This is a genomic window from Hyunsoonleella sp. J2K-J805 (assembly GCF_057167125.1).
The window spans coordinates 3,765,003-3,778,707 of the sequence record NZ_CM169901.1 but is presented as its reverse complement, the minus strand read 5'-3'; the positions used below and the strand labels follow the sequence as shown (position 1 = coordinate 3,778,707).

The window sequence follows — 13,705 nt, the reverse complement described above, 5'->3', positions numbered from 1 at the left end:
CAACATGAAGATAGAAAACACAAAAGCACAAATGCGAAAAGGCGTTCTGGAATTCTGCATTCTTTCAGTCTTAAAGGACGAAGATGCTTACGTAGCAGAAATTTTAGGAACGCTTAAAGACGCTAAGTTGCTGGTGGTAGAAGGGACAATTTACCCTTTACTAACGCGACTTAAAAACGCAGGTCTTTTAAATTACAGATGGGAAGAATCTACCTCTGGACCTCCAAGAAAATACTATGGTTTAACGGAAACAGGGAAACTCTTTTTGAAAGAGCTTGATAGTACTTGGAACGAATTACGAAACGCGGTAAACATTGTAACAAGACATACTGAAATAAATACAGCACAAGAAAAACAACAAAATAATGAATAAAACAGTCAACATAAATCTAGCAGGTATATTTTTTCACATAGATGAGGATGCGTATCTCAAATTGCAACGCTATCTGGAGGCTATAAAACGTTCATTTACAGACTCTCAGGGTCGATCTGAAATCATAGCGGATATTGAAGCACGCATTGCAGAACTTTTTAACGAACGTGTGCAAAACGACAAACAAGTTATAAGAATTAAAGAGGTGGACGAGGTAATTACCATTATGGGACAACCTGAGGATTATCTTGTGGATGACGAGATTTTTGAGGATGAACCTGAACAAGCTTACAGACCAAAAACTACGCCTTCAAAAAAATTGTATAGAGATACAGATAACTCTTATGTTGGTGGAGTTTCTTCTGGTTTAGCCCACTATTTTGGTGTAGACGCTATTTGGATTCGTTTAGCTTGGGTGCTTTTAGTAGCAGGTGCCGGTACTGGTATTTTACTCTATATTTTACTTTGGATTTTAGTGCCAGAAGCTAAAACCACTGCGGAAAAGATAATGATGACTGGCGAGCCAGTAAACATCAGTAACATAGAAAAAAAAATTAAAGACGGTTTTGATACCGTAACTGAAACTGTTGGCGATGTTGCCAAAAACGTATCGGATTCTGTATCAAATGCAGCCAAAAAAGTGGATGTAAAAAAGGGTGCAAACTCCATAAAATCATCTTCTAGAACGTTCTTTGAAACACTTGGTGATGTTATCATGTTTTTCTTTAAAATCTTTGCCAAATTTATTGGTGCACTATTAATGTTTATAGGTTCAGTTTCCGTAATAGCCTTAATAGTATCGTTATTTACGGTTGGAATTTCGGATGCCGTGAATATACCTGGTTTTGATATTGTTGATGCAGCCAACGCTGCAAACACCCCGATATGGCTGGTTTCAATACTTATACTTTTTGCTGTTGGTGTTCCATTCTTTTTCTTGGCTTATCTAGGGTTAAAAATTTTGGTAAACAACCTAAAGTCCATTGGTAATGTTGCTAAATTTTCGTTAGTCGGTTTATGGTTGATTGCCATAATTGGCTTAGTAATAATGGGGGTGAAACATGCCAGCGAACATGCTTTTGATGCTAATATTGTTCAAAAAGAGCAGATTAATATCACTGCCAAGGATACTATTTTTGTGAAAATGGTAGGTAATGATAACTATTACAGATCAAAACACGGACACTTATATAGAGATGCTCATGGCTTTAGAATTGTAACCAATGAGAACGATGAGAAAATCATCTATTCTTCGGATGTTAGGTTAATCGTTAGGTCTACAAAAGATTCTTTGGCAGCCTTAAGTATCGAAAAAAGAGCGGAAGGCAGTAGTTACTCTATCGCTAAAAAGCGGGCTGAAGCCATTAACTACGGCTTTACATTGAATAACAAAGAGTTGCTATTGGATGCCTTTTTAATTACAGATTTTCAAAACAAATTTAGAGATCAAGAGGTGGAATTAATATTGTATTTACCAGAAGGTGCTACACTATATGCCGATGATAACACCTACTCTTTTCACAGGAATTCCCCTTACTACAATGACATTTTAGATAATGGACAGGAAGAACACTATTTGAAAATACTACATGATGACACTAAATGCTTGGACTGCAATGACGATGAAGCTTTTGAAGTTAATGTAGATACCGAAGGCATTAAAATTAATGAAGATGGTATTGAAATAGGAGATGGTAACGATAATGTAAAAATTAATAAACAAGGCATAAAAGTAGAATCTGAAGATGTTAAAGTTAATATTGACAGAAGTGGAATTGACATAAAATCAGACAATTAACAATTCATCGCTATAATTCAACAATTCAGATATTTAGATTATAAATTTTTTATAAATCATTCTAAATTTAGAGTATAAAATTAAATACTAATCATCAATCACTTTAAAACAAAACATCATGACAACACTAATCAGAATTATTGTAACCTCAATCTTAAGTTTACTTATGTTCTCCTGCATCAATATGAATTGGAATGGAGGCGTAAAAGGTAACGGCAATGTCGTTATGGAAACCAGAACCGTGGATGAACCATTCTCTAAAGTAAAAGCAACAGAGGGGTTAAATGTTTATCTCACTCAGGGTGGTAGCGAGAACATTACAGTTGAAGCAGATGAAAACCTGCAAGAACTTATTTTAACTGAAGTAAAGGATGGCGTTCTTAAAATTCATTGTAAGGAACAAATAGGTAAAGCATCTTCTAAAAAAGTAAATGTAAATTTTAAATCAATCTCTGGTATTACTTCTACTAGTGGTAGCAATGTATATTCTACGAATACTATTACCTCAGAAAAGCTTGCTTTAAAATCTAGTAGTGGCAGCAACATGAAAGTAAAGGTAAACACTACTGATTTAACCTGTGATTCTTCAAGTGGAAGCAATCTAAAGGTATCAGGACAAACTATAAGCTTATCTGCGGATGCTAGTAGTGGCAGTAACATAAAAGCAGGTGATTTAAAAGCTGAATCGTCTGAAGTTTCGGCCTCTAGTGGTGCGAACTTAACGGTGAATACGTCTAAAGCCTTAATCGCCAAAGCCTCTAGCGGTGGTGGCGTAAAATACTATGGTAATCCTGAAATGCTTGACACAGATAAAAGTTCTGGCGGCAGCATAAGCAAAAGATAACCAACTAAACTTTGTGAATTTTGGACCACCTTAAAGCTTAATTGGTTTGGGGTGGTTTTTTATTATCTTTGATTTTCTCCAAAAAGTGACTTCCCTCTACTTAAGTGTGTCTAAATAAACGGAATAACGGTATAGTATTTACGTTATGCGTTTTAACCCTCATTAAAATGATAAGATATTTTTTAGCATTAGTTCTAGTTTTGGTAGCGTTTACCAAAACATATTCCCAAAACCCAGATAAAATAAAAGGAAACCGTTTAGTTTCTATCGTAATTACTGAAATTGACGCGTTTCATACCATTGCTTTAGACGAAGATTTTGAAATCGATTTAATCTACAACAAGATACCGTCGGTAGAAATTGAAACTGATGAGAATTTACATGAAGTGATTGATTTTATGGTAAAGGATAGTGTCTTATACTTTAATAAATTGAAAAGAATAACATCGAAAAAACGCTTGAACATTAAAGTAAGTTATGACGATTTTTTACAGCATATTGAAGTTACCGATGATGCAGAAGTAAATGGATTAACACCTTTAGATTTGTTTTATGGCTCACTAAAAACTAGTGGTTCTGCTAAAGCATCTTTAACAATAAAAACGAATAATTTTAATTTTGAGAGTGCAGATAAGGCAAAAACCAAGTTAAACATTACAGCCGACACCTGTGCTGTTAGTATGCGCGGTAGTGGCAAATTAGAAGCTTTAATAAATGCTCCTAGCGTAAACGCCAGTCTCTACGAAAGAACGAGCTCCATAATTGAAGGTAATTGCGATACTGCGGACTTAGAACTGGACAACAATGCCCAATTCAATGGAAAAAACTTTACAATTAATACTTGTAAAGTTGTTTGTAATATTTCCAGTGATGCCTATTTAGAAGTGATTAAAGATATTACTATTGACGCTACTGGTACTAGTTCAATCTATTTGTATCAAAACCCTAAGATAACCATTAATAGCATGACGGATAACACAAAACTTCAAAAGAAAGTGAAATAAGCTTCTATTAACATTATTTTGAGTTTGTTTTATTTGTACTAAGAATGAGCAACAAAACGTTTAAAACTTGCATAATACATACTGCAATAATTAAAGACTTCATAAAGTTTATTTGTAAATATTTTTAATTTTAATACCACGAACTCTGTGATATAAATACTTTTAAAAGTTGACAATAGTTCTACGTGCTTTTTATCTAAAAGCTATAATCAATTATGACATTATTATCATAAGATTCGTATCCTCTTTAAGTAATTATTTTTCCTCTTTCATCCAAAACGGAGTTACAATAAACCATAATACGGTTCCTATCAACATAAAAATCTTCATACTATCCGCTTCAATTGAACCTGAGAATGAAAGTATACTCATTAATAGTATCAGCACAACTATTGATACACCACTAATTAATTTTAAAATTTTCATAATTTAAGCTTTTTGAAGTTTCATAATAAGTACATATAATACACTAGATGCAATCCAACAAGGTATCACTGCATAAGCAGGAAATAAACCTTTAGCAAAAATAAAGTATAATCCTAGCGCAACAGGAATGACCCACGCTAATAAAACAGCTAAGTTAAAACTAGAGCCCTTTTCATCTGCGTAGTCTTCAGTAAAGTTCATCTTTTTTGCTAGGTAATGATTAACAAAAATCACGCCTCCCATAGGCCCTAAAATAGTACCATACAAGCCTACAAAGTCTAATAACTTACTGGATAAAGTAGGGAAAATTCCAGCTATTGTTGCTACAATACCAGCTAAAATAACACCTGAATAGGCTTTAGACTTAGAAGAAAACAAACTTTGAAAAGCCAATCCTGCTCTGTAAATGGTAGGGTTAGCAGTTGTCCAACCCGCAATAATCACACAGATAATACCTGTCCAACCTACAACACTCCATGCTAAAGCACCTGGATTAGCAGAAATATCTCCCGTTAATTTAATTTGTGCAGCAAGCATGAATGAAGCACAAATCCATGCCATGTAGTGCCCTAAGAACATCCCAATCGCTGGCCCCCAGCCTGCACGACTATCTTTAGCAAAACGCATTATAGATAAATCAGACATTCCAAAGTGCATTGCGGCATTACATAACCATGCAAAAATCACAATTTTCCAAAATCCAAAATCCACCTTACCATTAATAGATTGCACCACGCCAATACCCTTATCCCATTCAGTTATTAAACTTTTCCACGAATCCACATCCATTTGCGAAAGTGCCGATATACCACAAGCAGCAAAAACAACAATCATCCAAGGTGCAGCAATATTAGCAAATTTAGACACCATATTGTAACCAGCTGCAGCTACAATCGTCATCACTATACCTACAATAACAACTATAACTGAAAAGGCAGTGCTACTTAAACCAAAAATACTTTCAGGAACAGAAAAGCTTATTCCGAAAGGCACCCCAACGGCACTAGCAGAAACAGTAATCATCGCGCCTGCTAAAAAACAGAAAAGAACGCCATTAACTACATTATAAACCTTTACCAAATGCTTTCCAGCAATTTTTTCTAATTGATAATATAAAGTAAGTTTCTTTGATACTGCAATAGGAGCCACAATATATCTCCAAGTAAGTAAAGCCAAAATATTACCAATAAACAAACCTAGTATTAAATCTTTTAAACTTGCTCCTGCTGCTAAAAACAAAGGTCCAATCATAAATTCAGTACCAGCGGCATGTTCACCTGCATACATCCCTAAAAAAGATTTCCAGCCCTTTAATCTTGATTTTGGGACTGGGGTTCTTTCAAATTCTCCAGCTGCCAATTCTTCAATATCGCCTTCAATAACTTGTTGACTCATAATTACATTTAGTTTTGGTTAGTATTTTTTTCTGATTGATACATTTTAATTGATGGTAAAAACGAAAATATGATGTCTATTATATTTTTGCATCCTGTACTGTTCTGTTACCAAAAAGTTTTAAATTCATATCAGAACTAAAGTAAACCTTTAAAAACAAATCAAAAAAACCAATAAATCCCAATACAAATACAGGTCAGAACAGGACAGTTTTTGCCATAGATTAAGATATTTTTAGTGAACTAAAACTTCACTAAACTAAATGAATACTAGTATTATAAAAGTAGGGTTATTTATCCCATGCTACGTTAATCAATTATATCCTCAAGTAGGTATTGCAACGCTTGAACTTCTAGAAAAATTAGGGGTTGATGTATATTACCCTGAAGGACAAACCTGTTGCGGACAGCCTTTGGGCAATTCTGGATACGAGCAAGACTCAAAAGGTATTTGCAACCTATTTGTCGAAAATTTTAAATCATACGACTACATTGTTGGACCTTCCGGAAGCTGCATCTATCATATTAAACATCATTTTGATATTTTAGAACAAACACCTCAGGTAAAACGGGTAAGAAATAATGCTTACGAACTTTGCGAATTCATTGTAAAAATTCTTGGAAAAACAGATTTAGGTGCTTCGTTTCCTTACAAAGTAGGATTGCATAAAAGTTGTCATGGCTTGCGCGGTCTTAAATTAGGGAAGTGTTCTGAAGTTCAAGGAGAGCACTACTCTACCGAAGAAGATTTATTAAATAAAGTGAAAGGTTTAGAGCTGATGGCACTTAATAGGAAAGACGAGTGCTGTGGTTTTGGTGGAACCTTCGCAGTTTTTGAAGAAGCTATTTCTTCTAAAATGGGAAAAGACCGTGTACAAGACCATTTAGACAGTGATGCGGAGGTGCTTACAGGTGCAGATCATTCCTGCTTAATGCACATGGAAGGCATTGTAAATAGAAACAAACAACCGCTTAAGGTGATGCATATTGCCGAAATACTAAATAGTAGTTTATAAGTTATGGGGCACGCACAAAAAGCAACGGAATTTAATAAAGACGAAGTAAAAGTAAATTGGCATGATAAGGCTTTGTGGTATGTTAGAGAAAAACGTGATAAATCGGCTCACAATGTTCAGGGTTGGGAATATTTAAGACAACTAGGTTCTGGAATAAAAGCCAATGTTTTATCAAACTTAGATGAGTACCTTGTTCAATTTGAAACAAATGCGAAGAAGAATGGCATCCAAGTACATTGGGCATCAAATGCTGAAGAGCATAATACCATTATAAACAACATTCTTGAGAAACACAACGCTAAAAAAGTAGTAAAAAGTAAGTCCATGTTAACTGAAGAATGTCATTTGAATCCGTTTTTGGAATCAAAAGGTATTGAAGTTGTGGATACTGATTTAGGAGAACGCATTGTACAATTAGCTGAAGAACCACCAAGCCATATTGTATTGCCTGCGATACATAAAACCAAAGAAGATGTTGATGTATTGTTTCAAGAGCATTTAGGCACAAAACCAAGCGGTGGAAATCCTGAATATTTAGTGGGTGAAGCCAGAAAGCACCTAAGAGATAAATTCCTTAATGCTGATGTAGCTATAACTGGTGTGAATTTTGCCCTAGCCGACACAGGTGGTGTGGTAGTATGCACCAACGAAGGAAATGCTGATATGGGCGTACATTTGGCTAAAGCGCATATTGCTTGCATGGGCATCGAAAAAATTATACCTCAAGAAAAACACTTAGGCGTATTCTTAAGGTTATTGGCAAGAAGTGCTACTGGACAACCTATAACCACCTATTCCTCTCATTTTAATAAAGCGGAAGAGGGTAAAGAAATGCACATCGTTATAGTGGACAATGGAAGAACCGAACAGTTAAGTAGAGAGGATTTTAGAGCTTCACTTCATTGTATTCGTTGCGGTGCTTGTATGAACACCTGCCCTATTTACAGGAGAAGTGGCGGGCATAGTTATGATTATACCATTCCCGGACCTATTGGTTCTATCCTTTCACCCGGTAAAGATTTGAAAAAACACAGTTCGCTGCCATTTGCATCAACGTTATGTGGCTCTTGTTCTAATGTTTGCCCAGTAAAAATTAATATCCATGAGCAGCTTTATAAATGGCGTCAAATTATTGTTCAAGAAGAAAAGCAACCCATTGTAAAAAAATCTATTTTAAAAACTGCTGGTGTGGTTTTATCAAAACCTAAGCTCTATAAAATAGCTGGTAAGACTGCTAGATTTGCATTAAAGCATGCACCAAGATTTATGATTTACAATAAGCTAAATGCTTGGGGTAAAGCCAGAGACTTGCCTGAAGTAAAACATGAGAGTTTTGATGAATGGTATAAAAAAAGACGTAAAAATGAGTAGAGAAGCCATATTAAACGCAGTAAAAAAAAACAAACCAGAAGTACTTCCTTTACCAGAAATTGATACATCTGTATTTCAGGAAGATATTGATTTGACAAAGACGTTTAAGGATAATTTAAATTTAGTTGGCGGACAAGTTTTTGAACTTGATACTGATGCTATTGATTCTAAAATCAAGGAACAATATCCGAATAAATCCAGTATCGTTTCTACAACAACTAAATCCAGCTTAGGCAATATTAAAGTTGATAAGAATACTGACCCACATACCTTAGAACATATTGATTTGGCTATTATTCAAGGAGAAATTGGAGTTTCAGAAAATGGTGCTATTTGGGTAACGGCAAACAATAGTTTAGTTCGCGCACTTCCTTTTATCACCAATGATTTAGTTATTATTCTAAAGAAGCGTAATATTCGCCTACACATGTTAGACGCATACGATAGTATTGCTAAAAGAGATAGAGATTTTGGTGTTTTTATATCAGGTCCTTCTAAAACAGCAGATATTGAGCAATGCCTTGTAGTAGGTGCTCATGGTGCTATGAGTTTGACTGTTATATTGGTATAAAATTTTTAATAGAAACTGAATAGTATAAATATTTCCAAATGAAATTGTCAGTAATATTAAAAAAATTAATTAAAACTTCTAAATAATGAAAAATCTAGCTCTAAGCATATTTACCCTTCTTTTGCTAACCAGTTTTCAGCAAACACCAGATATAGAAAAGACACTTAAGGATATTAATAACTCTTTCAAAAACATGGAAGTAAGCCTTTTACACTGGCCTGAAAACTTACAACCGAAATTAGGAAACTTAAAAAAGACCGCTTTTATCGCTTTCCCAAAAAAGGAAACTGAAGGCAAACTACCGCTTCTTATAGCATTACATGGCGGTGGCGGAAAATCATGGAGCATTGAAGAGCAACTAAAACGTTCTTCAAAAGTAAAAGGACTTTCTCTGGCTGAATTAGCTGGTAAAGATTTAATCCTTTTAGAACCTAACTCTTTTGAGAAATGGGATACTAAAACACTCAACGTCATGTTAGATTATATACTTGAGACCTATAAAAATCAAATAGACCAAAGCCGTATTTATTTGATAGGTCACAGTATGGGAGGCAAAGGCACTTGGGAATGGATACAGCAATCTCCAGAACGATTTGCAGCTGCTGGACTTGGTGGCTTTAGTGGTGTTTCCGAAAATGACAATTTTGATAAACTTGATAATTTTCCTGTTTTTGGAATGGTGGGTGCAGAAGATGGTAAAAACGTAGCTTCTGCAAAAAAAATGACTGACCTTTTAAAAGCCACTGGTAATAAAAATGTAAAGTATATTGCATTTCCTGGTGCCAACCACCCACAAGGAAATAAAATGCTATTTAGCCACGTTGAATGTGTTGATTGGATGCTTAACTTTTCGAATAAATAAGAAGCACTAATATTATTATCAAAAACAAAAAAGCTCAGCTATTTAAAATAGCTGAGCTTTTTTTATGAATTAAAATAACTTATTAATAGTATTTAGCGTAAACTACTTTTGTATGTAAATATTCTTCCATACCATATTTACCATCAGCTCCTCCTACACCAGACTTTTTCCATCCTGCATGAAAACCTTGAATAGCTTCAAAATGTTCTCTATTTACATAAGTTTCACCAAAATGAAGACCATTTGTAGCTTTCATGATATTATTGAAGTTTTCAGAAAATATCGATGATGTTAAACCAAATTCAGTATCATTAGACATGGCAATTGCTTCATCTAACGTATTAAATTTCATTACTGGTAAAACAGGACCAAAAACTTCTTCTTGGATAATTTGACTATCCTGTCTACATCCTGTTATTACAGTTGGCTCATAAAAATAACCTCTATCAAATCTATCTGGCTGACCACCACCAACAAGTACTTCTGCACCTTCTTTCTTTGCAAACTCAACCATTTCAGTAATTTTATCCAACTGATCTTTAGATACCAAACTACTCATGTCTGCATTAGTTCCTGTGATAGCGTCTTCAATAGTAACTTCGCTCATTTTCTTAGTTAGCTTATCTACAAATTCATCGTAAATACTATCCTCAACATATACACGTTCTGCGCAATTACAAACTTGCCCACTAAAAATAACTTTAGAAGATACCACAGAATTTATTGCCAACTCCATATTAGCATCTGCACAAACTATTGCAGGGGCTTTTCCTCCTAATTCTAACGATACTTTTGTAATGTTTTCCGCAGCAGCACTAATTACTTTTTGTCCTGCACCAACACTACCTGTTAAACTAATAATACCTGTAATAGGACTCTTAGATAAAGCATTTCCAACCGTTCTACCTGCACCACACACAAAATTTAATACACCTGCTGGTAACTCAATCTTTTGAATAAGATCTGCAAATTCCATAATAGTATTTGGTGCTTCAGAACTTGGTTTAATAACACAAGTGTTTCCTGTAATTAATGATGCTGCAACTTTACGTGCCATCACGAAAAATGGGAAGTTCCAAGGGCAAATACCTACGGCAACACCAATTGGCACTTTATGCAAATAAATATGCTCTTTTTCCCTATCACTTTGTATAATCTCACCTTCAATACGTCTTGCCCAACCTGCATTATAATCAAAATAATCAGCTGTTACATCTATTTCAACTTGCGCTAAACCAATAACTTTAGCTTGTTCTCTGGACAATGTTTCAGCTAAAAACACACGGTTTTCTCTAATAACATCAGCCATTTTATGTAAATATGATGCTCTTTGTATTGCTGGTAAAGCTTCCCAAGCGGGTTGCGATGCCTGTGCAGCTTCTAAAGCATTATTTGCATCTTCTACTGTTCCAGTTGATATAGTACTAATAACTTCTTCTGTACATGGATTTAAAATCTCAATAACCGATGTGGCTTTTGAATCTATAAACTGCCCATTAATAAATTGCTTGTAATGTTTCATTGTTAAATAGCTTTTAGTTAGTTAATTTTTTACCTCTATTTAGGGCTTAAATTCACTTTATTAAGTGATTTGGAAAATCACTAGTATTCTCGCAACAAAGTTGTTCCATAACTTGTTGTAGTTCAGTCTTCAGTAAAGAAATAGTATGGTTACCTCCTTTTTTACCTAATGCAGATACACCATACATGAAAGATCTACCCATAAAAGTAAATTTAGCACCACTAGCCATAGCTCTTGCTACATCTGGCCCAGAACGAACACCACTATCCATCATAACCTCTATTTTATCACCATATTTTTCAGAAATAGTAGCTAAAGGTTTAACAGTAGATTGACCAGCATCTAATTGGCGCCCTCCGTGGTTTGAAACAATAATACCGTCTAATCCCAGTCTGATAGCCTCTTCAGTATCATACTCTGATGCTACACCTTTTAAAACCAGTTTACCTTTCCACATATCGCGGATAGGTTTTATTTTTTCAGCATTTAGCCTTCCACTAAAGGTTTGATCCATGAATTTACCTAATTGTTTTAAATCCAGATTTTTAGGCATGTATGGTTTTAACGTTGCAAAATTGGGAATACCATGTTTTAACGTTTGTAAACTCCAATGTGGATGTGTGAAACCTTCTAGAATATTAGCTAGATTCATTTTTGGTGGCATTGCCAAACCATTTCTTATATCTCTAGGTCTAAAACCAAAAGTTGGTACATCACAAAGAATAACTAAAACAGGACATTCTGCTGCTTCAGCACGCTTAATAATATCATCTCGCAACCTGTCTTCGGTTGGGTGGTATAATTGGAACCAAGCTTTACCTTCAGTAAGTTCACTAGCACGTTCAATACTCGTAGTTGTTACCGTACTTAAGATAAACGGTATATTATGTTCAAATGCTGCCTTTGCCAGAATTTCAGGTGAATTAGGCCACATTAAACCTTGTAAACCCACAGGAGCAATACCAAATGGTGCATCATAATTGATACCAAATAATTCAGTTTTTAACGATGATCCGTGGTGTTTACGTAAATAATTTGGTTTTAATTGAACTTCTCTTAATTCTGAAGTATTTCTAATTAAATTTACATCTTCATTGCATCCACCATCAAGATATTCAAAAGCAAACTTAGGTATTTTCTTTTGTGCTTTTGCTCTTAAATCATCTATTGATGGATACCTCGTATCAAAACTTACTGTCGCCATATGTATTCTAAGATAAAAACTTTTTTCTTAAATCTTCTACTTGTTCGTCGTTAATAGGAACCATATCCCCCAATGAATTTCCTAATACTATAGATTTTGCACTAAATTCGGCAACTTCCAAATAATCAAAAGTTTGTAGTAACTTATCTCCAGTAATAATTACAGAATCGTTTTCAATAATTAAAGCGGTAGGACAATTATCTACAATATCTGAATTATTATTCTTTTTAAAATGACTTCCGTACTCCACAAAGTTTATGTCCTGTAAAAATATCCAGCTCTCAGGTATCGTTCTTACATTTAGGTATTCTGCCGTAACTCCAAAAGCCATAAGGTATGGCGATTGTGTCATAATAATTGAATTAACATCAGGGTTTCTATTGTAAATTTCTTGATGCATCCATGTTGCTCTACTTGGTATTTTTCCCGCTTCTCTATGTCCATCCTTTATTTGAACGATATCATCCAAATCTAAATCCCATCGATTAACATTGGTTGGTGTAATTAAAAAGTCATTATCTTTCCAACGCATGGATACAGTTCCATAGGAACTAATCATTAAACCTTGTTGACAAGAACGTTGTACTATTTTACAAATTTCTAAGCGTTTTTCTACTTCATCAGAAGAATATTGCGTGGTTTCCATTTCTGGCAACACCCCTGTAGCCTGTGATTCAAATGCATCTATTTGTTCGTTCGTCAAATATTTAGGTGTTCCTATTTGAGATCCGTAGATGATGGTTCTTGCACAAAACTCTAAAGCCTCAAAACGTTCATAGGCATCCGTTAAATCACTTCCGCCTAAAACGGTTCCATGATTTTCCATTATAACAGCCTTGAAACCTTTTTTAAATTCGTCTGCAATTACATCTCCCAAATCTTCACTACCAGGAAGTCTGTACTTTGCATATCCTATTGGACCACATATATGTTTGGCTTGAGAAATAATATTCGTGTTAGGAATTTGGCGTACAATACTAAACGACACCAAAGCCGGTGGGTGCGCGTGAATTACTGATTTAATATCAGGTCTGGCTTCATAAATAGCTTTATGAAATGGAAATTCTGAAGAAGGTTTATGCTTCCCAATGATAGTACCATCTTTTTTTACGCATATAATATCGGATGCTCTTAAAGAACCTTTATCAATAGCTGATGGTGTTACCCAAATATTACCCTCATCATCTATAATAGAAATATTACCTCCTGATGTTGTGGTCATCCCTCTTTTATAAACTCTGCTAATGATTTCTGTAATTTGATCTCTTGGGTGAATTAGTTTTATGTTTTTAGACATTGTGTTTGATTTGGAAATAAGTT

Annotated in this window: 13 protein-coding genes; 8 read left to right on the top strand and 5 right to left on the bottom strand. The window is 34.7% G+C overall.

Features of this window, described 5'->3' with window-relative positions:
- Positions 1–4 precede the first annotated feature (4 nt).
- From AC1B0Z_RS16345 to AC1B0Z_RS16330, 4 genes are all read left to right on the top strand, one after another.
- Positions 5–373: a PadR family transcriptional regulator gene (locus AC1B0Z_RS16345; RefSeq protein ID WP_483793320.1), complete on the top strand. Its 369-nt coding sequence runs from the start codon at positions 5–7 to the stop codon at positions 371–373.
- Positions 366–2,171 (top strand): PspC domain-containing protein, encoded by a 1,806-nt coding sequence (locus AC1B0Z_RS16340; protein WP_483793319.1) that lies wholly within the window; start codon positions 366–368, stop codon positions 2,169–2,171. Before AC1B0Z_RS16345 ends, AC1B0Z_RS16340 begins: the two co-directional genes overlap by 8 nt.
- Positions 2,172–2,289: 118 nt before the next feature.
- The gene (locus tag AC1B0Z_RS16335; RefSeq protein ID WP_483793317.1) at positions 2,290–3,015 is read left to right on the top strand and encodes a head GIN domain-containing protein; all 726 of its coding nucleotides are present in this window, start codon (positions 2,290–2,292) and stop codon (positions 3,013–3,015) included.
- 167 nt (positions 3,016–3,182) lie between these two features.
- On the top strand, positions 3,183–4,019 hold the full coding sequence (locus tag AC1B0Z_RS16330) for a GIN domain-containing protein (protein ID WP_483793316.1): 837 nt from the start codon (positions 3,183–3,185) through the stop codon (positions 4,017–4,019).
- A 255-nt stretch (positions 4,020–4,274) separates the two neighbouring features.
- On the opposite strand, the gene AC1B0Z_RS16325 is transcribed toward AC1B0Z_RS16330, so the two are convergent.
- Positions 4,275–4,445 (bottom strand): hypothetical protein, encoded by a 171-nt coding sequence (locus tag AC1B0Z_RS16325; protein ID WP_483793314.1) that lies wholly within the window; start codon positions 4,443–4,445, stop codon positions 4,275–4,277.
- A 3-nt stretch (positions 4,446–4,448) separates the two neighbouring features.
- A complete protein-coding gene (locus tag AC1B0Z_RS16320; protein WP_483793313.1) occupies positions 4,449–5,840 on the bottom strand; it encodes a purine-cytosine permease family protein in 1,392 nt (463 codons plus the stop codon).
- Positions 5,841–6,102: 262 nt separating this feature from the next.
- On the opposite strand from AC1B0Z_RS16320, the gene AC1B0Z_RS16315 reads away from it, so the two are divergent.
- The 4 genes from AC1B0Z_RS16315 to AC1B0Z_RS16300 all read left to right on the top strand — a co-directional run bounded on the left by AC1B0Z_RS16315 (position 6,103) and on the right by AC1B0Z_RS16300 (position 9,659).
- Positions 6,103–6,855, top strand: coding sequence for a (Fe-S)-binding protein (locus AC1B0Z_RS16315; protein WP_483793311.1), 753 nt, complete (start codon positions 6,103–6,105; stop codon positions 6,853–6,855).
- Positions 6,856–6,858: 3 nt separating this feature from the next.
- Positions 6,859–8,226 carry a lactate utilization protein B gene (locus tag AC1B0Z_RS16310; protein ID WP_483793310.1) on the top strand — a complete coding sequence of 456 codons (1,368 nt, stop codon included), beginning with the start codon at positions 6,859–6,861 and terminating at the stop codon, positions 8,224–8,226.
- Positions 8,219–8,797, top strand: coding sequence for a LutC/YkgG family protein (locus AC1B0Z_RS16305; RefSeq protein WP_483793308.1), 579 nt, complete (start codon positions 8,219–8,221; stop codon positions 8,795–8,797). The genes AC1B0Z_RS16310 and AC1B0Z_RS16305 overlap by 8 nt, the downstream gene beginning before the upstream one ends.
- 85 nt (positions 8,798–8,882) lie before the next feature.
- Complete coding sequence (locus AC1B0Z_RS16300; protein WP_483793307.1) at positions 8,883–9,659, top strand: carboxylesterase family protein; 777 nt, start codon at positions 8,883–8,885, stop codon at positions 9,657–9,659.
- Positions 9,660–9,741: 82 nt separating this feature from the next.
- On the opposite strand, the gene aldA is transcribed toward AC1B0Z_RS16300, so the two are convergent.
- The 3 genes from aldA to AC1B0Z_RS16285 are packed head-to-tail and all read right to left on the bottom strand — an operon-like array spanning position 9,742 to position 13,682.
- Complete coding sequence (gene aldA / locus AC1B0Z_RS16295; RefSeq protein ID WP_483793305.1) at positions 9,742–11,181, bottom strand: aldehyde dehydrogenase; 1,440 nt, start codon at positions 11,179–11,181, stop codon at positions 9,742–9,744.
- Positions 11,182–11,233: 52 nt separating this feature from the next.
- Positions 11,234–12,385 (bottom strand): alpha-hydroxy acid oxidase, encoded by a 1,152-nt coding sequence (locus AC1B0Z_RS16290; protein ID WP_483793304.1) that lies wholly within the window; start codon positions 12,383–12,385, stop codon positions 11,234–11,236.
- 7 nt (positions 12,386–12,392) lie between these two features.
- Positions 12,393–13,682, bottom strand: coding sequence for a class II aldolase/adducin family protein (locus AC1B0Z_RS16285; RefSeq protein ID WP_483793302.1), 1,290 nt, complete (start codon positions 13,680–13,682; stop codon positions 12,393–12,395).
- Between the last annotated feature and the right edge of the window lie 23 nt (positions 13,683–13,705).

Coding starts and splice junctions, on each gene's coding strand:
- AC1B0Z_RS16310 (WP_483793310.1), top strand. CDS start 6,859: ATGGGGCACGCACAAAAAGCAACGGAATTTAATAAAGACGAAGTAAAA.
- aldA (WP_483793305.1), bottom strand. CDS start 11,181: ATGAAACATTACAAGCAATTTATTAATGGGCAGTTTATAGATTCAAAA.
- AC1B0Z_RS16340 (WP_483793319.1), top strand. CDS start 366: ATGAATAAAACAGTCAACATAAATCTAGCAGGTATATTTTTTCACATA.
- AC1B0Z_RS16345 (WP_483793320.1), top strand. CDS start 5: ATGAAGATAGAAAACACAAAAGCACAAATGCGAAAAGGCGTTCTGGAA.
- AC1B0Z_RS16335 (WP_483793317.1), top strand. CDS start 2,290: ATGACAACACTAATCAGAATTATTGTAACCTCAATCTTAAGTTTACTT.
- AC1B0Z_RS16315 (WP_483793311.1), top strand. CDS start 6,103: ATGAATACTAGTATTATAAAAGTAGGGTTATTTATCCCATGCTACGTT.
- AC1B0Z_RS16305 (WP_483793308.1), top strand. CDS start 8,219: ATGAGTAGAGAAGCCATATTAAACGCAGTAAAAAAAAACAAACCAGAA.
- AC1B0Z_RS16300 (WP_483793307.1), top strand. CDS start 8,883: ATGAAAAATCTAGCTCTAAGCATATTTACCCTTCTTTTGCTAACCAGT.
- AC1B0Z_RS16320 (WP_483793313.1), bottom strand. CDS start 5,840: ATGAGTCAACAAGTTATTGAAGGCGATATTGAAGAATTGGCAGCTGGA.
- AC1B0Z_RS16325 (WP_483793314.1), bottom strand. CDS start 4,445: ATGAAAATTTTAAAATTAATTAGTGGTGTATCAATAGTTGTGCTGATA.
- AC1B0Z_RS16290 (WP_483793304.1), bottom strand. CDS start 12,385: ATGGCGACAGTAAGTTTTGATACGAGGTATCCATCAATAGATGATTTA.
- AC1B0Z_RS16330 (WP_483793316.1), top strand. CDS start 3,183: ATGATAAGATATTTTTTAGCATTAGTTCTAGTTTTGGTAGCGTTTACC.
- AC1B0Z_RS16285 (WP_483793302.1), bottom strand. CDS start 13,682: ATGTCTAAAAACATAAAACTAATTCACCCAAGAGATCAAATTACAGAA.